Origin of the sequence: Micromonospora sp. RL09-050-HVF-A (assembly GCF_019374995.1) — a bacterium.
GTDB lineage: Bacteria > Actinomycetota > Actinomycetes > Mycobacteriales > Micromonosporaceae > Micromonospora > Micromonospora antibiotica.
In genome coordinates this window covers 4,326,559-4,347,277 of record NZ_JAGKQP010000002.1, presented here as the reverse complement: position 1 = coordinate 4,347,277, position 20,719 = coordinate 4,326,559, and the positions used below count along the sequence as shown (strand labels likewise).

At 74.0% G+C, this 20,719-nt stretch carries 20 protein-coding genes; 11 read left to right on the top strand and 9 right to left on the bottom strand.

Annotation, left to right across the window (positions count from 1 at the left end):
- Positions 1 to 7: 7 nt before the first annotated feature.
- The 4 genes from J7462_RS19000 to J7462_RS18985 all read right to left on the bottom strand — a co-directional run bounded on the left by J7462_RS19000 (position 8) and on the right by J7462_RS18985 (position 3,420).
- Positions 8 to 727: a CDP-alcohol phosphatidyltransferase family protein gene (locus J7462_RS19000; protein WP_219465277.1), complete on the bottom strand. Its 720-nt coding sequence runs from the start codon at positions 725 to 727 to the stop codon at positions 8 to 10.
- A complete protein-coding gene (locus J7462_RS18995; protein WP_219465276.1) occupies positions 702 to 1,769 on the bottom strand; it encodes an iron-containing alcohol dehydrogenase family protein in 1,068 nt (355 codons plus the stop codon). Before J7462_RS18995 ends, J7462_RS19000 begins: the two co-directional genes overlap by 26 nt.
- On the bottom strand, positions 1,757 to 2,488 hold the full coding sequence (locus J7462_RS18990) for a sugar phosphate nucleotidyltransferase (RefSeq protein ID WP_204925428.1): 732 nt from the start codon (positions 2,486 to 2,488) through the stop codon (positions 1,757 to 1,759). The genes J7462_RS18995 and J7462_RS18990 overlap by 13 nt, the downstream gene beginning before the upstream one ends.
- Positions 2,489 to 2,610: 122 nt before the next feature.
- The gene (locus tag J7462_RS18985; protein WP_308290946.1) at positions 2,611 to 3,420 is read right to left on the bottom strand and encodes a hypothetical protein; all 810 of its coding nucleotides are present in this window, start codon (positions 3,418 to 3,420) and stop codon (positions 2,611 to 2,613) included.
- 256 nt (positions 3,421 to 3,676) lie between these two features.
- Between J7462_RS18985 and J7462_RS18980 the strand changes: the two genes are divergently transcribed.
- On the top strand, positions 3,677 to 4,771 hold the full coding sequence (locus J7462_RS18980) for a PLP-dependent aminotransferase family protein (protein WP_219465275.1): 1,095 nt from the start codon (positions 3,677 to 3,679) through the stop codon (positions 4,769 to 4,771).
- Between the two features lie 411 nt (positions 4,772 to 5,182).
- Positions 5,183 to 6,331 (top strand): magnesium/cobalt transporter CorA, encoded by a 1,149-nt coding sequence (gene corA, locus J7462_RS18975; protein WP_219465274.1) that lies wholly within the window; start codon positions 5,183 to 5,185, stop codon positions 6,329 to 6,331.
- An 81-nt stretch (positions 6,332 to 6,412) separates the two neighbouring features.
- On the opposite strand, the gene J7462_RS18970 is transcribed toward corA, so the two are convergent.
- Positions 6,413 to 7,339 (bottom strand): polysaccharide deacetylase family protein, encoded by a 927-nt coding sequence (locus J7462_RS18970; RefSeq protein WP_219465273.1) that lies wholly within the window; start codon positions 7,337 to 7,339, stop codon positions 6,413 to 6,415.
- 260 nt (positions 7,340 to 7,599) lie between these two features.
- Entirely contained in the window at positions 7,600 to 8,451 is an 852-nt protein-coding gene (locus J7462_RS18965; protein WP_219465272.1) for a hypothetical protein, read from the bottom strand.
- An 84-nt stretch (positions 8,452 to 8,535) separates the two neighbouring features.
- Here J7462_RS18965 and J7462_RS18960 point away from each other — a divergent pair, with 84 nt between their 5' ends.
- Positions 8,536 to 9,066, top strand: coding sequence for a peptidylprolyl isomerase (locus tag J7462_RS18960; RefSeq protein ID WP_208565059.1), 531 nt, complete (start codon positions 8,536 to 8,538; stop codon positions 9,064 to 9,066).
- A 27-nt stretch (positions 9,067 to 9,093) separates the two neighbouring features.
- A complete protein-coding gene (locus J7462_RS18955; protein WP_219465269.1) occupies positions 9,094 to 10,041 on the top strand; it encodes a rhomboid family intramembrane serine protease in 948 nt (315 codons plus the stop codon).
- Between the two features lie 37 nt (positions 10,042 to 10,078).
- On the opposite strand, the gene J7462_RS18950 is transcribed toward J7462_RS18955, so the two are convergent.
- Positions 10,079 to 10,504 carry a PH domain-containing protein gene (locus J7462_RS18950; RefSeq protein ID WP_219465266.1) on the bottom strand — a complete coding sequence of 142 codons (426 nt, stop codon included), beginning with the start codon at positions 10,502 to 10,504 and terminating at the stop codon, positions 10,079 to 10,081.
- A 150-nt stretch (positions 10,505 to 10,654) separates the two neighbouring features.
- Between J7462_RS18950 and J7462_RS18945 the strand changes: the two genes are divergently transcribed.
- The 6 genes from J7462_RS18945 to J7462_RS18920 all read left to right on the top strand — a co-directional run bounded on the left by J7462_RS18945 (position 10,655) and on the right by J7462_RS18920 (position 16,495).
- The gene (locus J7462_RS18945; protein WP_219465264.1) at positions 10,655 to 11,827 is read left to right on the top strand and encodes an acetyl-CoA C-acyltransferase; all 1,173 of its coding nucleotides are present in this window, start codon (positions 10,655 to 10,657) and stop codon (positions 11,825 to 11,827) included.
- 108 nt (positions 11,828 to 11,935) lie between these two features.
- Positions 11,936 to 12,940, top strand: coding sequence for a phosphotransferase (locus tag J7462_RS18940; RefSeq protein ID WP_308290945.1), 1,005 nt, complete (start codon positions 11,936 to 11,938; stop codon positions 12,938 to 12,940).
- A 119-nt stretch (positions 12,941 to 13,059) separates the two neighbouring features.
- Complete coding sequence (locus J7462_RS18935; protein WP_219465261.1) at positions 13,060 to 13,572, top strand: hypothetical protein; 513 nt, start codon at positions 13,060 to 13,062, stop codon at positions 13,570 to 13,572.
- 68 nt (positions 13,573 to 13,640) lie between these two features.
- Positions 13,641 to 14,336, top strand: a complete 696-nt coding sequence (locus J7462_RS18930) for a response regulator transcription factor (protein ID WP_208565052.1) — start codon at positions 13,641 to 13,643, stop codon at positions 14,334 to 14,336.
- Between the two features lie 57 nt (positions 14,337 to 14,393).
- Positions 14,394 to 15,845 (top strand): HAMP domain-containing sensor histidine kinase, encoded by a 1,452-nt coding sequence (locus J7462_RS18925; RefSeq protein WP_219470465.1) that lies wholly within the window; start codon positions 14,394 to 14,396, stop codon positions 15,843 to 15,845.
- A 56-nt stretch (positions 15,846 to 15,901) separates the two neighbouring features.
- Entirely contained in the window at positions 15,902 to 16,495 is a 594-nt protein-coding gene (locus tag J7462_RS18920) for a hypothetical protein (protein WP_219465259.1), read from the top strand.
- A gap of 96 nt (positions 16,496 to 16,591) precedes the next feature.
- On the opposite strand, the gene J7462_RS18915 is transcribed toward J7462_RS18920, so the two are convergent.
- On the bottom strand, positions 16,592 to 18,901 hold the full coding sequence (locus tag J7462_RS18915; protein ID WP_219465257.1) for a phospholipid carrier-dependent glycosyltransferase: 2,310 nt from the start codon (positions 18,899 to 18,901) through the stop codon (positions 16,592 to 16,594).
- A gap of 155 nt (positions 18,902 to 19,056) precedes the next feature.
- On the opposite strand from J7462_RS18915, the gene J7462_RS18910 reads away from it, so the two are divergent.
- Positions 19,057 to 19,761 (top strand): glycosyltransferase family 2 protein, encoded by a 705-nt coding sequence (locus J7462_RS18910; RefSeq protein ID WP_219465255.1) that lies wholly within the window; start codon positions 19,057 to 19,059, stop codon positions 19,759 to 19,761.
- Between the two features lie 57 nt (positions 19,762 to 19,818).
- Here the strand turns inward: J7462_RS18910 and J7462_RS18905 are convergent, their stop codons facing one another.
- Entirely contained in the window at positions 19,819 to 20,718 is a 900-nt protein-coding gene (locus J7462_RS18905) for a transketolase family protein (RefSeq protein WP_219470463.1), read from the bottom strand.
- Position 20,719 lies beyond the last annotated feature (1 nt).

The window sequence follows — 20,719 nt, the reverse complement described above, 5'->3', positions numbered from 1 at the left end:
CAGGGCCCTACAGCGACGCGCGGGCCGAGAAGGCGATGCTGGCCAGCAGGAAGCCGCCGTTGACCACGGTGAACGCCACGACCACCCAGAACACCAGCGCCGGCACGAGCATCAGCACCAGCCCCGCCACGAAGATCACCGCGCCGTAGTCGCGGACCAGCTTGACCAGGCGTACCGGCAGGGAGGTGGAGGTGACCATGCTGGCGGCGTTGGGGCCGGACTGCATCACCGAGGTCACCAGGTTGACCATCCAGGTGCCGGCGAAGGTCGCCACCAGCCAGGTCGGCGTGGAGGGGCGCTGCGCCACGGCGGTGGCGGACAGGGCGGCGACCAGGGCGATCTGGGCGGCCACGTCGCAGAGCACGTCGACCCGGGCACCCGCCGCGCTGCCCTGACCGGTCACCCGGGCGAGCTGCCCGTCGGCGCAGTCCAGGGCGTACGCCACCTGCCAGCCGACCAGCGCGACCAGCCCGACCAGCCAGGCCGGGACGGTACCGGCGGCGACCCGGTCGGCGAGCGCCACCACGGTCACCGAGGCGGCCAGGCTGAGCACCAGGTTGGTGATGGTCAGCGCGGTCGGGCGCAGCCCGAGGCGCTGGGCGACCAGGGCGAAGACGGCACCCAGCCACTGGCTGACCGACTCGCTGAACAGGCCGCCGCCCCGGTTGACCCGGTGGAAGTCGGCAACGGTGGGACGGGGTTCAGCCACTGTGGTCGCGGAGTGCACCGGCGTAGTCTGCCAGCCGCTCCCGCGTCTCGGTAACCGACATGGCCAGGTGCTCCAGGATGGTGTACCGGTCGGGGCGGGTCGCCGGGGCGAACTGCACCGCCTCGACGAACTGGTCGTCGCTGAGCCCCACGTCGGCCGGGTGCCGGGGCAGCCGGTGCCGGCCCAGGCAGGCCGACATCTCGGCGAAGCGCCGCTCGTCACCGCGCAGGAACGTGCAGAACAACGCGCCGAGCCCGGCCAGCTCGCCGTGCGACGAGGTGCCGGGGAAGAGGGCGTCGACGGCGTGCATGATCTCGTGGCAGCCGCCGCTGGCCGGTCGGCTGCTGCCGCAGACCGCCATCGCCAGGCCGCTGGAGATCAGCGCCTCGGCCAGCACCGTGACGAACGCGTCGTCGGTCATGTCGCCGCCGTGCGCGAGCACCGCCTCCGCGCCCATCCGGGCCAGCGAGGCGGCGAGGCCGTCGACCGGTTCGCCGCGTACCTGGCGGGCCAGTTCCCAGTCGGCCAGGGCGCTGATGTTGCTGACCACGTCGCCGATGCCGGCCCGGTTGTGCCGGTCCGGGCCGGCCGCCACGAAGTCGAGGTCGACGATCACCGCGATCGGGATGTGCACCCCGTAGGAGCCCTTGATGCCGCCGGTGATCAGGCTGGCCACCGGGGAGGCGATGCCGTCGTTGGCGAGGCTGGTCGCCATCGTCACCATCGGTAGGCCGCGCCGGGTGGCCGCGTACTTCGCCACGTCGATGGTCTTGCCGCCGCCGATGCCGACCACCGCGTCGTACGAGCGTTCGCGGAGCTTGCCGCCCAGCTCGTCGGCGGCGTCGAGGGTGCCGCCGGCCACGGTGAACACGTCCGCCGAGCGCAGCGACGGCCGCAGCAGGTCGGCGATCTGCCCGCCCTGACCGGGGCCGACCACCACCGCCACGTCACCTCCGGCGGAGATCCGCCCGTCGGCGAGGATCGTGGCCAGGTCGGCGACCGCGCCGCGCCGCACGTCGATGTGCAGCGGGGTCAGGATGGTACGGGCTAGTAGCGGCACGCGATCTCCCGCGCCCGGGTCAGGTCGTCGTGGTTGTCGACCTCGACCCAGGAGACGTCCCCGATCGGCGCGGCCCGCACCTCACCGCCCCGGTCGGCGAACTCCTGGTAGCCGTCCTCGTAGTAGAGGTTCGGGTCGCGTCGCCAGGTCGCCTCCAGCGCGTCGGCGAGCGCCCCGGCCACCTGCGGCTCGATCAGCGTCGCGCCGATGTACTCCCCGTACGCCTCGCCCGGGTCCATCAGCTTGGTGATCCGGGTGAGCTGGCCGGCGGCGTCGAAGGTGGTCTTCATCTCCTCCTCGGCCAGCGCCTTGAGGGTGTCGACCGCCAGCAGGATGCCCGGCCCGCGCTCGGCGAGCAGGGTCTTCTCCACGCTCACCGGGTGCACGGTGTCGCCGTTGACCAGCAGCACACCCCGGGCGAAGTGCTCCCGGGCCAGCCACAGCGAGTACGCGTTGTTCCACTCCTCGGCCTTGTCGTTGTGCACCAGGGTGAGGGTGACGCCGTACTTCTCCTCCAGCGCCGACTGCCGCTGCACGACCGCGTCGGCGGCGTAGCCGACCACGATCACGATCTCGGTGAGCCCCACCTCGGCCAGGTTGCGCAGCGCGATGTCCAGGATGGTGGTCTCACCGTCCACCGGCACCAACGCCTTGGGCAGGGTGTCGGTGTACGGGCGCAGTCGGCGTCCCGCACCGGCCGCGAGCACCATCCCGATCATGCGGGCCTCCCTCGTACGACTCCAGGTCACCGTGGAGGATAGCCCCGGGTGACCGGGCAGCCGCCGCCAACCGTGAGTTCGGCCGGGCCGGGCAGGGGTTCCAGGGCTGGCCGGGCAGCGGTTCAACCGGGCAGGGCGGCCAGGTCGGCGAGCACGCCCAGCCGCTCGTCCGCGGTCAGCGTGGCGTACGGGCCGGCCGCCCGACGGTCCGTCTCCAGCTCGATGGCCCGTCGCTCCGGCCCGTCCGGCAGCTCCCCGACGCTGGTGGCGGTGTGCCCGGCGGCGGTCCACGCGGCGGCGTGCGCGTCCGCCCGGTGGTACCGCAGCGTGCCGAGGCGGTTGAGCAGCAACACCCCCGACGGGATGCCGTCCGGCTCGTACGGCGGGGCCATCGCGGCGAACGCCGGCCCGGGCTCGGCGTCCGGCTCCCCGGCGAGCAGCACCGCGTACGCCAGCACCCGACCGTACGCCTCGACGAGCCGGTGCACCCGGTCGTCGTGCCCGGCCCACAGCTCCTCGGTCACCTCGGCGTGCACCTGGTACAGCTCGGTGAGGAAGTCGACACCGCGTTCGGTGGCGGTGAAACCGCCGTCCGGCCGGCGGGCGATCATGCCGTGCGCGACCTGCTTGTCCAGCGCCCGGTGGCAGGTGGCCGGGTCGCGGTAGCGGTTGACCGCCGCGAAGCCGGCCCGGTCGACGGCACCCCCGGGTGCGGCGAGCCGGGTGCGGAACTCCACCAGGAAGCCGGTGGCGGCCGGGCCGCCGTACCGCTGGCTCAGTTCGGCGCCACCACCGTCGCGGCCGGCGAGCATCCCGGCCACGAACGCCCGCTCGACCGCCGGGGCGACCAGCCCGGTGAACCGGTGCGGTGCCAGCTCGACGCCATCGCCCACGGTCAACGCGCCGGCGCAGCGGGAGGGCTCGGTGGGCACACTTCGACAGTAGCGAGCGCCGGCCGACCGCGCCGATGTCCGGTCCCGTCCCGACCTGCACCGGAGTCGACCGGTTCGCCCCGGCCCCGGCCCGGACGCCCGGTGCACCCCGCTCCGGACTCCCGGTGCGCCGGCCACCGTCGGGAGGCCGCCGGGCTGGACCGCCGCCACCGCCGGGGCGGGTGGGACTGCCCGCATGTTGAACTTGGCGTGTATGCCGGCCGGAGCGGGCCGGGCAGGCCCTAGGCTCGTGCGCATGACCGCCGAGCAGCTGATCTCGTTTGCCCGTGGCGCGCCCTCGCTGGACATCGTGGATGTCGAGGGGCTCAAGGCCGCCGCCGTCCGTGCCTTCGACGCCGACCCCGCCGGGGTCACCGCCTACGGCACCTCCGTCGGGTACCCACCCTTGCGGAAGTGGATCGCCGAGAAGCACGGCGTCGAGGCGGATCAGGTGCTGGTCACCAACGGCTCGCTCCAGGCCGACGCGTTCCTCTTCGACCACCTGGTCCGGCGCGGCGACGCCGTGGTGGTGGAGCGGCCGACGTACGACCGGACCCTGCTCAACCTCCAGCGGATGGGCGGCGAGATCCACGGCGTGGGCATCGAGCCGGACGGCCTGGACACCGCCGAGCTGCGCAAGCTGCTGGAGTCCGGGGTACGCCCCCGGCTGGCCCACGTGATCCCGAACTACCAGAACCCGGCCGGTGTGACGCTGTCGCTGGACAAGCGCCGGGAGCTGCTCGACCTGGCCGCCGAGTACGGCTTCACGATCTTCGAGGACGACCCCTACGCCGACATCCGGTTCCGGGGTGAGCCGCTGCCGTCGATGCTGTCGATGGACACCCGGGGCGTGGTGGTGCACGCGTCCAGTTTCACCAAGACCGTCTGCCCCGGGGTGCGGGTCGGTTACCTGGTCGGGCCGGCGAGCCTGATCGCCGACATCGCCAAGTCGGCGACCAGCCTCTACATCTCGCCGGGCATGGTGGCGCAGGCGATCGTGCACCAGTTCTGCGTCTCGGGTGACATCCAGCGGTCCATCGCCACGGTGTCGTCGGCGCTGGGTGAGCGGGCCGGGGTGCTGGCCGAGTCGCTGCGCCGGCACCTGCCCGAGGTGACCTTCGTCGAGCCGGACGGCGGCTACTTCCTCTGGGTGGAGTTCCCCGACGACGTGGACGTGGACCGGTTGGCGCCGGCCGCCGCCGAGCGGGGCGTCGCCGTGGTCAAGGGCAGCGACTTCATGGTCGACGGTGGGCGGCACGCGTTGCGGTTGGCGTTCTCCGCGGTGACCGCGGACCGGATCGACGAGGGTGTGCGTCGGCTGGCGGACGCGGTGGCTGCCGTACGCGGCTGAAAATCTGTCGGGTTTCTGACAGAAGCGCGACCTGGGCCGGTCGAGGGCTCCCCTCGGCCGGCCCGACGCCCCACAATGCTGCGAGCGTCACTCACGTTTGGCTGGTGACCCGCTCAGGGCCCCTGCCACCGGCCGGCCGGGTGACGCCGCAGCTTTGCCCCCGCCCCCAACGGTGCCGGGTGGGTCGGGTCGCCCCTCACCCCCCTGGACGCGGCCCGACCCGCCCGGCACCACCCCCCACCTGCTCCCCGGCATCCGCCCCGCTCCCGGCCCGGCCCGGGTGACCAGGATCACGGCCACCCACCTGCCGCCGTCCGTCCCGCCGCAGGGGCCGCCGATCGTCCGAGGGCCGCCGGCCCGGCGGCGGCGTAGCCTGCAAGCCGCAGCACGCACACCGGGAGGGGGTACGCCATGACGGACCGGGCGGAACGGGAACGGTCGACGACACCCCACGGCGGTCGGGTGCTGAACCCCCGCGCCTGGGTGTCCCCGGTCCGGGCGATGTCGCGCATCCTCAACGCCGACGGCTCCCCCCGCACCCCCGCGCCCACCGGCCCCGGCCGCAGCGGCGTGGTCGACTGCGGCCTCTACGTCGACGGCGAACGCCGCCCCGGCCAGTGGCGGTACGCCGAAGCGCTGGCCGCCGCCCGCGACGAGCGCGGCGGGTTCGTCTGGCTCGGCCTGCACGAACCGGAACTGGCCGAGATGACCGCCATCGCCGAGACGTACGGGCTGCACGAGCTGGCCGTCGAGGACGCGGTGAAGGCCCAGCAGCGGCCCAAGCTGGAGCGCTTCGGCGACGTCAGCTTCCTGGTGCTGCGGACCGCCCGGTACTGCGAGCACACCGAGCTGACCGAGACCTCCGAGGTGGTCGAGACCGGCCAGGTGATGCTCTTCATCGGCCCCAACTTCCTGATCAGCGTCCGGCACGGGGACGCCTGCCGGCTGTCGCCCGTCCGGGCCGACCTGGAGGCCAAGCGGGACCTGCTGCGGCACGGCCCGTGGGCGGTGGCGTACGCGATCACCGACCGGGTGGTGGACCTCTACCTGGAGGTGGCCGACCAGCTGGAGGACGACCTCGACGTGCTGGAGGCCGACGTCTTCGACCGGCAGAGCAGCGGGCGGATCCAGCGCATCTACCAGATGAAGCGGGAACTGGTCGAGTTCAAGCGGGCGGTGATCCCGCTGCAACGGCCGCTGATGACGCTGACCGCGCAGGTGCACCGGGAGGTGCCGCAGGAGGTACGCCGCTACTTCCGCGACGTGCAGGACCACCTCAGCCGCACCGTCGAACAGGTCAACTCCTACGACGACCTGCTCAACTCGATCCTCCAGGCCCGGCTGGCGCAGGTCACCGTCGACCAGAACAACGACATGCGCAAGATCGCCGCGTGGGCGGCCATCGCGGCGGTCTGGACCGCGTTCGCCGGGGTCTACGGCATGAACTTCGAGAACATGCCCGAGCTGAAATGGACGTACGGCTACCCGGGTGTGCTCGCGCTGATGCTCGCCATCTCGCTGGCGCTCTACCGGTGGTTCCGCCGCAACGGCTGGCTCTGACCGCCGCCCGGTCGTGGGCCGGGGTGGCGGCCGGTCAGTGGCCGGTGTGCCGCCCGGTCGGTGGGCCGGGGCGGCGGTGGGTCAGTGCGCCGGGGTGGCCGCCGGGGTCGCCGCCGCCATCAGCTCGGAGACGGTGACGAACTCGAAGCCCCGCCGCCGCAACCCGATGATCATCGCGGCCAGCCCCCGGATCGCCACCAGCCGGTCCGCCGGCCCGGTGTCATGGGCGAGCAGGATCGTGCCCGGGTCACAGGACTCGACGATGTAGTCGACCAGGCCGTCCGGATTCTGGGTGAACCGGGATTCGAGCATCTGCCGGTTCCACAGGACCACCTGGTAGCCGAGGTCGTTGGCGGCCAGCAGGGTGCTGCCGGCCAGGTGCCCGTAGGGCGGGCGCAGCAGGGTGGGCTCCCGCCCCCAGAGCCGGGTCAGCTCGTTGTGCGCCCGACCGATCGCGGTGCACGCCTGCTCGTAGGTCATCTTCGCCAGGTCCTGGTGGGCCCAGGTGTGGTTGCCGATCTCGTGGCCGTCCAGCCGGTGCGCCACCAGCCGACCGTACTCACGGGCGCGGCGGCCGACCATGAAGAACGTGGCCGGGGTGTCGGTCTGGGCGAGGATCGACAGCACCCGGGGGGTCCAGTTCGGGGCCGGACCGTCGTCGAAGGTGAGCGCGATCAACCGTCGGGTGGTGTCCACGCTCCACACCACGTCGACCCGGGACGACCGGGGCGGGGTACGCCGGTCGGCGTGCACGCTGGCCGCGTACCCGCCGTAGACGGGCAGCTTGCTGTCGGCGGTGGCCTCGGCGTAGCCGAACTCACCGGTCAGCGCCACACCCGCGCCGGCCAGCGCGGCGGCGGTGCCGGAGAGCACGCGCCGCCGGGACAGCGCCCGGTCACGCCCGGCCGGGGGCTCCTCCGGACGCTCGGCGGACTGGTCCCAGCGCCCCGTCGAGGGGGCGCCGTTCGGCTCCGGAGCCGGGCGCTCCGGGTCGGTGGTCGACGACATACGAGCACTGTAGGAGCCGGAAGCCCGCCGGGTGGGCCCGTAACGGTCGGGGAGAACCCTGAAAAATCCTTACGTTCTCGTGGGGACCGCCGCCCCGGGCAGGCCGGATGACGGTGCCGGGCCGTACCGTGCCGAGGGCTCCGAGTGCCAGCGGCGCGTCCCGTTGTCGGGCGACCCGGGACCCGACGGGGTCCGGAAGTCGGCTGCGGCGCGGGACGACCGGTCAGGTCGTCACCGCGCCGCCGACGTGGTGCGGGGGATCAGCGCCGGGTGCTGGACTGCGCCGCGTTCCGACCGGCGTCGAGCGCCTTGCCGAGGTCGTCGGCCGGCCGGCCGGAGACGTCGGTGGCGCCCTCGGCGACCGAGGGGACCTTGTCGTTCGGGTGGATCACCGGCTTGCCGGCCGGGGTGCCGGCCACCGTGGAGCTGCCGACACCGGTGGACGGGGGCACCGGACCGGTGGTGGCGGGGTCGTCGGCCGACGGGGTCTCCACGACCAGGATGTCGACCTCGTCGCGGGGGGCGTCGATGCCGGCGGTGACCGAGCCGGCGGAGACGCCGGCGGCGGGCGGCGTGACGGGGGCGGTGCCGATGCTGCGGGTCGGGTCGTACTCGGCCCACTCCTGCTGCTCACGGCGGCGACGCATCGCCATCGCACCGGCCACCCCGGCCACCGTCCCGGCGACCAGCAGGCCGGCGAGCATGCCGCGCGACGTGCGCTTCCTCTTGCGGGCCTTCGGGCTCTTCGCCTTGATCTTCTTGCTCACCGCGGCCTGCTTCGCGGCGGCGGCCTTCCTGCCGGTCACCGCCTTACCGGCGGCCTCGGCCTGGGCGTTGCGCACGGCCAGGGCCACCGGGGCGAGGGCCGCGACCGTCGTCGCGAGGCCACTGGAAGCCCGGTCCCGCACCACGACAGCGGTCGGCGCGACCGCCCCCCGGGCCGCCTGGACCCGCGGGCCGACCGTGGCGCCGGCACCCTTCGCCGCGTGCGTGGCAGCCTGCCTCAGGTGACCGATGCCCTGGTGCAGCTCCACCTTTGCCAGCTGCCCCTGGGTCTTGCGTCGCCCGATTCCCAACACGGTCCCACCTCCTGGGAGTTGTTCCTTCGTCATCCTCCACCAACGGATGCCTCCGCACTGCCAGATGGGGCACATGGGAGGATCCGCATGGAACTGACCAACGAGTGAGGAGTACCCGTGGCCGAGGCTGTCTACGCCACCTTGCACACCAACGCTGGCCCGATCCGGCTGGAGCTCTTCGGCAATCACGCTCCGAAGACGGTTCGTAACTTCGTGGAACTGGCCGAGGGCAAAAAGGAATACACCGATCCCCGCACCGGTCAGCCGGGCAACGGGCCGTACTACGACGGCACCATCTCGCACCGGGTGATCAGCGGTTTCATGGTCCAGATGGGCGACCCGACCGGCACCGGCCGGGGCGGCCCGGGCTACACGTTCGCCGACGAGTTCCACCCGGAGCTGCGCTTCGACCGGCCCTACCTGCTGGCGATGGCGAACGCCGGGCCGGGCACCAACGGGTCGCAGTTCTTCATCACCGTCGGGGCGACCCCGCACCTGAACAACCGGCACACCATCTTCGGCCAGGTGGCCGACGAGCAGTCGGCGAAGGTGGTCGACTCGATCGCGAACACCCCGACCGGTCCGAGCGACCGGCCGTTGCAGGACGTGGTGATCGAGCGGGTCGAGATCGAGCGCACCGAGGCCTGACCGCACCCGCGAGGTACCTTTGCACGCATGACTGAACGCTCCGGGCCGGCCGGCGACGCCACCGGTGGGCCGGTGCCGACCACCCCGGTCTGCTACCGCCACGCCGACCGGGAGACGTACCTCAGGTGCTCCCGCTGCGACCGGCCGATCTGTCCGGACTGCATGCGGGACGCTCCGGTCGGCCACCAGTGCCCGGAGTGCGTGAACGAGGGACGCCGCAGCGTACGGCCGGCGCGTACCGCCTTCGGTGGCGGTGCCGCCGGCCGTCGCGGCGTGGTCACCCGCGTCCTGATCGCCCTGAACGTCCTGGTGATGATCGTCTCGGTGCTCAGCGACCGGGGCGGCGACTCGATGATCGGCGGGTCCGGCTTCGGCGGCCTGCTCGGTGGCGGCACCCCGCTGACCCAGTGGGGCTCGGTGCTCAGCTACGCCTCGTACGTGCCGTTCGGGGAAGCGCACGGCGTCGCCTCCGGTGAGTGGTACCGCCTCGTCACCGCGATGTTCCTGCACTACGGCGTGGTGCACCTGCTGCTCAACATGTGGGCGCTCTGGGTGCTGGGGCGGGAGTTGGAGGCCCTGCTCGGGCCACTGCGCTTCCTCACCCTCTATCTGGTCGCCGGGCTCGGCGGCAACGTGGCGGCCTACCTGTTCAGCAGCCCCAACACCGCGTCGGCCGGTGCCTCGACGGCGATCTTCGGGCTGTTCGCGGCGATCTTCGTGCTGATGCGCCGGCTGGGCCGGGACACCTCGGCGATCCTGCCGATCCTGGTGATCAACCTGATCTTCACGTTCACCGTGCCGGGCATCTCCATCCCGGGCCACGTCGGCGGGCTGATCGTCGGGGCACTGATGGCGCTCGTGCTGGCGTACGCCCCCCGGATGCGACGCTCGGTCTTCCAGGCGGCCGGTACGGCGGTGATCCTGGTGGCGCTGCTCGGCCTGGTGATCGTCCGCACCGTGATGCTGCTCGGCTGAGCGGTGCCGGTGCCGGTACCGGCGCGGGCCGCGCCGGTCAGGGGCGGGCGGCCCGGACCACCTCGGCCACCTCGGTCGGCCACGCACCCAGGTCGGCCCGGCCGAGCAGGTGCAGGGTCTCGCCCGCGTCGATCTCCAGCGTCTCCCCGGTCAACCCGAACCGGGTCCGCCGGTCCACGGTGACCGCCTCCACCACGCCCCACGGCAGGTGCCGCCGCCCGGCGTATCCCCGCACGACGGTGATCCCCTCGGCGTCGACCGCGAGGCGGACCGGGGCGAGCAGGTCGCGTACCGCCCAGGCGGCCAGGCCCACGGTGGCGGCGACGGCCAGTGCCAGCGGGACCGGGTCCCCGGCGGCGAGCAGCAGCCCGAGGGCGACCAGCCCGACCGCACCGACCAGCTTCACCGCCGGGAGCGCCGGGGGGACCCGCCACTGGCGGGCCGGAGACGATGGTGGATGCACCGTCCCAGCATGCCAGCTCCGCCCGCCCCCCTGCGGCGACCGCTCGCCCCGCGCCGCCCGCCCCTCTGCGTCGGGTCGGGTGCGCCGGGCAGGGCGGACCGGCGGTCGGGGACGTAGGATCGAGGCAGCCGAAGTTACCGGGGAGTAGTCATGAGCGACGCAGTCATCGTCGGTGCGGTCCGTACCCCGGTCGGGCGGCGCAGGGGTGGCCTGGCCGAGGTGCACCCGGTCGACCTGTCGGCGCACGTGCTGCGCGCCCTCGCCGACCGCACCGGCATCGATCCCGGCCAGGTCGACGACGTGATCTGGGGCTGCGTGTCCCAGGTCGGCGAGCAGTCCTGGAACGTCGCCCGCAACGGCGTGCTCGCCGCCGGCTGGCCCGAGTCGGTGCCCGGCACCACCCTCGACCGGCAGTGCGGCTCCAGCCAGCAGGCCCTGCACTTCGCCGCCGCGACGGTGCTCTCCGGGCAGGCCGACCTGGTGGTGGCCGGCGGTGTCGAGTCGATGACCCGGGTGCCGATGGGGTCCAGCGTCGGCGACGGCATGCCGTTCAGCGACCAGCTCCGGGCCCGCTACCGGGGGGTCGATGGCTTCGCCGACGACCAGCCGCTCCCGTTCAACCAGGGGGTCGGTGCCGAGCTGATCGCCGCCCGGTGGCGCTTCTCCCGCAGCCAGCTCGACGAGTTCGCGCTGGCCAGCCACGAGAAGGCCGCCGCCGCGCAGGACGCCGGGGTGTTCGACCCGGAGCTCGCCCCGGTGCCGCTGGCCGACGGTGGCACCTTCACCGCCGACGAGGGCATCCGCCGGGACACCTCCCTCGCGGTGCTCGGCGGACTGAAGACCCCGTTCCGCGCCGACGGCGTGGTGACCGCCGGGTCCGCGTCGCAGATCTCCGACGGCGCGGCGGCGCTCGCCGTCACCACCAGCGACTGGGCCAGCCGGCACGGCCTGCGTCCGCTGGCCCGGGTGCACACCGCCGTGGTCGCCGCCGACGACCCGGTCACCATGCTCACCGCCCCCATCCCGGCCACCGCGAAGGCGCTGCGCCGCGCCGGCCTGGGCATCGAGGAGATCGGCGTGTACGAGGTGAACGAGGCGTTCGCCCCGGTGCCGCTGGCCTGGCTGGCCGAGACCGAGGCCGACCCGGAACGGCTCAACCCGCGCGGCGGGGCGATCGCGCTGGGTCACCCGCTCGGGGCGTCCGGCGCCCGGATCATGACGACGCTGCTCCAGCACATGCGGGACAACGACATCCGCTACGGCCTACAGACCATGTGCGAGGGCGGCGGCATGGCCAACGCCACCATCCTCGAACTGCTCTGACACCGCCCGTCCGCGATCCCAGGTCGATCCGGCCACCACCCGACCAGCGGGCCGGCCCGGTGGAAAATGGCGGGTGCCGGGGTGGGATGGTGGCCTACTCTGCGCGGCGTGACGACCATTCCCGTAGCCGCCGGTTGGGCCGATCCGCAGTGGCGGTCCGCCGCCCTCGACTGGGTCACCGGGCACCTGGACCGGCACGGTCGCCGGGTCACCGGCCCGGTGGAGGCCCGGCTGCGCCCCTGGTCGTCGGTCTGGCAGGTGCCCACCGACGCCGGGTCGTACTGGTTCAAGGCGAACAATCCCGGCACGGCGTACGAGGTGGTGCTCCTGGCCGAGCTGGCCCGGCGTACCCCCGGTCGGGTGCTCGACCCGGTCGCGGTGGACCCTCGCCGGGGCTGGTCGCTGCTGCCCGACGGCGGCCCCACCCTGCGTGAACTGGCCGAACCCGAGCCCGCCCGCTGGGTCGACGTGTTGGCGGCCTACGCCGAACTCCAGCGGGAGTTGGCCCCGGCGGCGGACGAACTCGTCGCACTCGGCGTACCCGACCAGCGTCCGGCGGCGATGCCGGGCCTCCTGGCCGACCTCCTCGACGACCGGGCCGCCCTGCTCCTCGACGCCGGTGGCGAAGGTGGGGGCGGTGGCCTGGACGCGGCGACCCACGACCGGTTGCGGGCGCACCTGCCGCGCTTCGCCGAGGACTGCCGGCGGCTCGCCGACAGCGGCATCCCGGCCAGTGTCCAGCACGACGACCTGCACGACGGGAACGTGTTCGCCGCCGCCGACGGCTACCGCTTCTTCGACTGGGGGGACGCCTCCGTCGCGCACCCGTTCGGCACCCTGCTGGTGACGTTGCGCTCGGCGGCACACACGTTCTCGCTGCCGGAGGGGGACCCGGTGCTGGTCCGGCTGCGGGACGCCTATCTGGAGCCGTGGACCGACCGGCACGACCGGGCGACCCTGCGGGAGGTCGCCGGGCTGGCCATGCGGGTGACCACGGTGAGTCGGGCGTTGTCCTGGCGGCGGGCCCTCGACACCACCGACCCGAGCCGCACCGAGTACGCCGACGCGGTGCCCGGGTGGCTCGGCGAGCTCTTCGCCCCGATGCCCGTCTGACCGGGTGTCGGGCGGGCGGGAGGTCCGGAAGACACACCGGTGGTGCGACACGGGGGAGTGGAACTTCCAAAAGTCGACAGTGACCCACATCACCCCTGGTCACGGCTCGTTGGCCAGGTATGGACGTCTTCTCGCGCACCTTCCTCCCGGCCGCCGCCGAGACCGGGCTGGCGGTCCAGACGGTGAGTCGGCACATGCCGGTCTTCCGGCAGTGCGTCGGCTCCGGCGACGCCACCATCCTGGTCGCCCGGTGCGCCCGCCCCGACCGGCCGGTCGACGGCGACTACCTCCTCCTGCTCACCCACCGCCGGCTGGTGGTCACCCAGCAGACCCGGGTGCTGCACCGGCTGCGCCTGCACCTGAACACCGAGCTGCGTGAGCTGAGCAACGTCACCTGGAGCCCCGATCCCCGGGCGCAGGCCGTCGAGTTGGCGGCCACCGCGATCGACGGGGTGCGGGAGCGGTTCGTCATCCGTACCCAGCACCCGAAGCAGGTGTGGCAGCTCGACACGCTGCTGCACCACGCGTTCCGCAGCCGGCTGCGCAAGCCCGAGGAACGGGTCGTCGCCACCATCGGCGACGCGCCGGCCGTCGCACCGGCCCCGCTGCTGCGCCCGCTGCCGACCCGCTGACCACATCCTTACCTGACCCGAACACCGGCCTACGTTTCGGTCGGTCCCGGGTCGGTCATCATGGGCCGGTGACCGCTGACGCCACCGGCCAACGTGGGCTCGTCCTCGTGGTGGAGGACGAACCGGCCATCGCCGACCTGGTCCGGCTCTATCTCAGCCGGGACGGGTTCGGCGTACACCTGGAACGGGACGGCACGGGCGGGTTGGCCGCCGCCCGACGGCTGCGCCCGGTGGCCTGCGTCCTCGACATCACCCTGCCGGGCCTGGCCGGCACCGAGGTCTGCCGGCGGCTGCGCGAGGCCGGTGACTGGACCCCGGTCCTCTTCCTCACCGCCCGCGACGACGAGGTCGACCGGATCGTCGGCCTGGAGCTGGGCGCGGACGACTACGTCACCAAGCCGTTCAGCCCCCGGGAGTTGGTGGCCCGGGTCCGGGCGGTGCTGCGGCGCACCGCCGGAGCCCCGGACGGGCCGGACCGGCCCCGCACCGTCGGCCCGGTCACCCTCGACCCGGCCCGCCGCACGGTGCTCGCGGCCGGCTCCCCCGTCCAGCTCACCTCCACCGAGTTCGACCTGCTCGCCCACCTGATGGCCCGCCCCGGCCGGGTCTTCACCCGGGAGGAGCTGCTGGCCGGGGTCTGGGGTTACGCGGCACACGCCGGCACCCGCACCGTCGACGTGCACGTCGCCCAGGTGCGGGCCAAGCTCGGCCCGGCCAGCGTGATCCGCACCCACCGGGGCGTCGGATACGCCGCCAATGGCTGAGCCCGCCCCCGGCCGCCGACCACCCCGCTGTCGGCCGCCCCGCTGTCGGCCGCCCCGCTGTCGGCCGCCCCGCCGCCGGCCACCCCGCCGCCGGGCGGGGCCCGGCGGCGTCGCCGTCGGCCGCGCCGCCGGTTCACCCACACGCTGACCGCCCGCGCGGTCCTGGTCACCTGCGCGGTGTCGCTGGTGTCGGTGCTGGTCACCGCGCTGGTCGCGGTCCCCCTGGCGGTACGCGGGGTGGAACGCCGCGACCAGGCCGCGCTGGCCGCCCAGGCCCGTCTCGCCGCCGACGTCCTGCGGGTACGCCCCAGCCGCCAGCGCGACGCGGCCGGCGACCGGCTGATCCGCCAACTCCGGGAACAACAGATCGAGGTGTACGTCGTCCAGGGTGGGCTGGCCGACCGCCCCGGCCTGCCCCGGCAGGTGGTGAACCGGGTCTCCGGCGGTCGGGACGTCTCCGGCCGACGGTTCGTCAACGGCCAACGGACCCTCGTCGAGGGGCGGGCACTGCCCGGCGGTGAGGGTGTGGTGTTGACCCGGGCCACCCCGCAGGGGCCGTGGCGGCAGGTGCTGCGCGCCCTCTGGCTGCCGCTGCTCGCCGGGCTCACCGCCGGGGCGGCGGCCGGGCTGCTGCTCGCCCGCCGGCTGGCCCGCCCGATCCGGCACGCCGCCACCGCCGCCGCCCGGTTGCGCGCCGGTGACCGGGCCGTCCGGGTGCCCGTCGAACCCCCCGACGAGGTCGCCGACCTGGCGTACGCGTTGAACGGGCTGGCCGCCGCGCTGGCCACCAGCGAGGGCCGGCAGCGGGAGTTCCTGCTGTCCGTCTCGCACGAGCTGCGTACCCCGTTGACCGCGATCCGGGGGTGGGCGGAGGCGCTCGCCGACGGGGTGATCGGCGCGGACGAGGCCGCCGCCACCGGCCGGACCATGCTCACCGAGGCCCAGCACCTGGACCGGCTGGTCGCCGACCTGTTGGCGCTGGCCCGGCTGGAGGCGGTGGACTTCCCGTTGGAACCGGTGCCGGTCGACCTCACCCGGCTGGCCGCCGACGCCGAGCGCACCTGGTCGGAGCGGTGCGCGGCCGTCGGGGTGCCGTTCCGGCTGGAGACGCCGGGCACGGCGGTGCCCGCGTACACCGATCCGGGGCGGATCCGGCAGGTGGTGGACGGGTTGTTGGAGAACGCACTGCGGGTCGTACCGCCGGGGGCGCCGGTGGTGCTCGCGGTCCGGGCGGCCGGTGCCGACCCGACCGCCGATGGGCTGATCGAGGTCCGTGACGGCGGGCCCGGCTTCACCGACGACGACCTGGCGGTGGCCTTCGAGCGGGGGGCGTTGCACCAGCGCTACCGGGGGGTCCGCAAGGTCGGCAGCGGGTTGGGGCTGGCGTTGGCCGCCGGGCTGGTCCGCCGGCTCGGCGGGGAGATCGTCGCCGGGCACGCCGCCGAGGGCGGCGCGGCGTTCACCGTCCGGCTGCCCGCCCATCCTTACCCGACCCGAACATCGGCCTGACCCCGCGCCCATCGGGCTCCGCGACGCTGGTGGCACCACGGACCAGAGGGAGAGTCATGGCACATCGGGGAATCGCCGTCACCGCCACGTCGCTGCTCGCGGCGCTCACGCTCGGCGTCGCCGGCTGCGGTACGGCCCAGGTCGCGCAGGACGGCACGAAGGTCGCCGTCGTCGAGGTGGCCGCCGCGCTGGGCGTCGAGGGGCAGGCGTTGGCCGCGCTCGGCCTCGACCCGGTCGAGTTGGACCTGCTCGCCGCGCCCGCCGCGTCGACCACCCCGTCCCCGCAGGCCGGGGCGAAGGGCAAGCGGAGCGAGCGGGTGAAGGAGCTGCGGCAGCGCCGGCAGGCCCGGGTGCAGCTGGGCCGCAACGGCCTGCACGGCGAGGCGGTGGTACAGACCAAGGACGGCACGAAGACCGTCGTCGTGCAGCGCGGCGAGGTCACCGCGATCGACGGCGACTCGGTGACGGTGAAGTCCACCGACGGCTTCACCCTCACCTGGAAGCTGGGCGAGCAGCTCCGGGTGGTCGAGCGGCGCACCACCATCAAGGCCAACGACGTCAAGGTGGGTACGAAGGTCAACGTGGCGGGGGCCAGGGACGGCGACGCCAGCGTGGCCCGGCTGATCGTGGTGCCGGTCAAGCAGAAGTGACCCGTGGGGACGGTCGGGCCGGCGTTGGCCACCACGCCGGCCCGACGTCCCGCCGACCGGTTCAGCTGGCCGGCGCTGCCGGCGGTCGGATCGCGCTCAGCGGGGCGGGGGCAGCGCGTAGCCGACGTGGTCGCGGTACTCGATCGTCCAGCCCGCCGGGACCAGCCGGGCGCACTCCGTGCGGGGGCCGGTGCAGACGATCGCGTCGACCGAGGTGGGGTCGGCCGGCGGCCGGTCCGGCAGCACCGACTGCAACGCCACCAGCTCGGGCGAGCGGCCGTCGTCGCCGCGCAGCAGCAACCACCAGGGGTACTCCCAGTTGTCGTTCTGCTGCACCAGGCCGATCCGTCGGGCGTCACTCGCCCGCACCGCCGAGGCGGCCCACCGGAACTCGTCGGCCCACTGTGGCCGGCGCAGGAACCGGGTGTCCCACTCCGAGGTGGTGAAGACCGAGCCGGCACCGACCAGCCGGCGCGGGAAGCCGTACGACAGGGCCAGCACGCCGGCCAACGCGGAGGTGGCCAGCACGGTCACCACCAGCCCGGCGGCCACCGACCCTCGTCCCGCCCCGGGCCGCCGCCGCAGCACCGCGTCCACCCAGAGCCCGGCCAGCGGTACGGCCAGCACCAGCGCGTACAGCAGCAGCCGGTTCCCCCACGGCTGCCACTTGATCATCGCGGTGTGCAGAACCACCGCGAGCACCACCACGGCCGCGTACGCCCGCAGTGTCCCCGGTCGACCGGGGCTGACCCGGCGGGGGCGGGCCAGCGCGAAGAGCGCCCCGAGCAGCGCCAGCGACCCGGCCAGCGGGAAGGCCACCCGGTCCTCGTCGGGATACCAGGACGGCACCGGGAAGACCTCCCGGCCGAAGGTGATGGCCCGGTCCTGCGGGTCGACACCGACGGCGCGGGAGCCGGCCGTGATCGCCCCCGCGGTGCCGGCGCGCAGCGGGGCGAGCGGGGTGTCGAACGCGGTGTGCCCGATCCGCAGCGCGTTGACCAGCACGGACGCCGGGTCGTGCCGTTCCATCGGGATGGACTCGCGCAGTCGTGGCGGCCCCAACGGGTGGCCGAACTCGGCGGTCTCCCGGGCCAGGAACGGCCCCACCACGGTCGCCGCGACCAGCAGCACCAGCAGCGAACCGCCCACCGTCCGGGCCACCTGCCGGGTCCCGGTGGGTGCCGGCCGGTCGGCCGCCCGGGTCGCCGGATCCGACCCGACACCGTCGACCGCCCGGCCGGTCCGGTCGGTGCCGCCTCCGGCGGAGTGACCGGTGCCGGCCCCGGCGGAGTGACCGGTGCCGCCTCCGGCGAGGCGGAGCTGGGCCAGCCCCCAGAGCAGCAGCAGGGGACCGACGGCGATCAGCCCGCTGGTCTTGGTCAACGCGGTCAGGCCGGTGGCCGCGCCCAGCGCCAGCGCGGCGGTCAGGTCGGCCCGGCGGCGCAGGCCGTCCAGCACCAGGGTGGCGGCGCAGGCGGCCCAGGCGGCGGCCACCAGGTCGGTCTGGGTGCTGGTCGCCTGGAGGGCCACCATCGGCGTGGTGGCGAGCAGGAACGCGGTGAGCAGTTGGGCCCGCCGGCCGCCGCCGAGCTGGGCGGTGATCCGGGTGGCCGCCAGCAGGCAGCCGATCCCGGCGGCCCACTGCACCAGGTTGTGCAGGGCGTCCCCGCCGGTGAACAGGCGCAGGTGCAGCAGCAGGTATTCCGCGCCGGGCGGGATGGTCACCTGCCGGTGGATGGCGGTGGGCCAGAACTCCAGGCTGCCCTGGGCCACCCAGTGCTCCACCTTCGGCAGGTGGTAGGTCTGCGAGTCGAAGTTGTTGGGCTCGGCCAGCAGCGCCACCACCAGCTCGATCGACACCATCGCGAGCACCCCGCCGGCGAGTAGCCGCTCGCCCCGGGTCGCCGTACGCCGCAGGTGGGTCAGTCGGCCCGCCCAGTCGGACAGCACCGCCGCGACGCCGCGTCCGGCGGTGCTCGGCAGTTCCGCGCGGGTGCCGGCGGCCGGGTCCCCGGTGAGGTCGTCCGCCCTCGGCCCGCCCCCGCCCGGGCCCTGTGCCGTCGGGCCGCCCACTGCCGAGCCGACCAGCACCGCCCGGCGGGTCCGGGCGGCGGTGGTGCCGGGCCGGCCGGCAACCCGCCCGGACCGTCGGTGGGTCGCCGCCGCGACCGCCACCCCGGCGACGAAGAGCAGCCAGGCCAGGGCGAAGGCGGGCAGGGTGAGCGCGTCGAGGGCGCCGAGCACCTCCACGGTCAGCACGGCGAAGACGCCGGTGAGCAGGGCGGCCCGGACGACGCCGAGGCGGTGCGGGGCGTCCACCCCGGCGGCTCGGGGCCGCAGCAGAGCGGAGAGCACCACGAGCGAGGCGACGGGGGCCGCCACGAGCATCCAGCCGGCTGCCGACATGGGCGGAAGTAAACACCATTGCGCTGAAAGACCGGGTGCCGGCCGGTACGGTGGCCACGGATGACGGGAACCCGCCGCTGCGGTGGCGACCCTCGCGGGGCCGATCTGCCAGGCTAGGCTAGGCCCGACTCACTGTCGCCACCGTGGAGATTCCCGTGAAGCTCTCGATCCTCATGCCGGTCTACAACGAGGAAGAACGCATCGCGGATGCCCTCAAGCAGGCATTGGCGGTCGATTATCCGTGCGAGATCGAGCTGGTCGTGGTCGACGACGGCAGCCGGGACGGCACCGGGGAGATCCTCGGCCGGGCGGACGACGCGCGGCTGCGGGTGATCACCCACTCCCGTAACGCGGGCAAGGGCGCGGCGATCAAGACGGCCGTGGACAGCGCCGAGGGTGAGTACATGGTCATCCTCGACGCCGATCTGGAGTACGACCCGCAGGACATCCCCCGGCTGCTCGCCCCGGTGCTCGACGGGCGGGCCACCGTGGTCTACGGCAACCGCACCTTCGGCAGTCACAGCGCCTACAGCTTCTGGTACGTGATGGGCAACAAGGGCGTCACGATGGCGGCGAACGTCCTGTTCAACTCCTACATCGGCGACCTGGAGACCTGTTTCAAGCTGATGCCGGTCGAGCTGTACCGGTCGCTGGGCATCCGGTCCCGGGGGTTCGGGATGGAGGCGGAGGTGACCGGCAAGCTCCTGCGCCGTCGCATCCGCCCGTACGAGGTCCCGATCAGCTACCGGGCGCGCGGGCGCGAGGAGGGCAAGAAGATCACCTGGAAGGACGGCGTCGAGGCGATCTGGATCCTCGGCCGGGAACGCACCCGTTCCCGGCCGTCGCGCGCATCCCGCTGAGCGCGACGGCCGGGCCCGCCGTGGCCTCCGGTCGGCGTGTCGGAGACCGCCCGGTCGTCAGGAAGGGCCGGTGTGGTGGCCCGCCGCCAGGAAGTCGCCGATCGCCCGGCGCAGCCCGGCCGGATCGAGGCCGTGCCACCGGTCGTGATCCTCGGCGGTGCCGTAGCGCCGCAGCTCCGCCCGGCCCACGCCGAGACTGAGCTGCCGGTGCGGCCGGTCCGCCAACGCCTCGGCCACCACCCGCGTCGAGGTGCCGGCCAGGTAGGGCTCCACCACGATCACCTCGCCGCCGGCCAGCGCCCGTAGCCCGGCCACGTCGAACGGCCGGGGCCGGTGCGTGTAGGCGACCGTCACCGGTAGCCCGGCCACCGCGGCGAGCGCGGCGTCGAGCACCGGACCGACCGCCACCAGCAGCGCCGCGCCCGGCCCGGCGTCGCGCAACACCTGCAACCCACCCGCCTGCGGGTACGCCCGCGTGTTGCTGCGCAGCGACAGCCGCAGGTAGCTCGAGTGCTGCCCGCAGACCGCGTCGCGCAGCAGGTCGGGGACCTCGTCGGGGTGACCGGGCACGTGCACGGTCCAGCCGTCGAGGGTGTCGATCAGGGCGACATCGGCCGGGGCGAGGTGGGTCCGGCCGGCCTCCGCCCGGTCGTAGGACGCGCCGATGCTGACCAGCACCGCGCCGACCCCCTGGTGGTCGAGGTCCAGCTTGATCTGCTCGTACGCCCGCTCGACGAGGAACGGGGCGTAGCTGTGCACGATCGGGCGCTGCCCGGTGAGGGCGAGCCCACCGGCCACCCCGACCATCAACTGTTCCCGGATGCCCACGTTGACCACCCGGTCCGGATACCGTCGGCCCGCCTCGGCGAAGGCGTCGGCGGAGATGTCGGCCAGCACGATCGTGGTCCGGGGGTCGTCGAGGAACCGGGTGGCGCTGGCGACGAAGGTGTCCCGCATG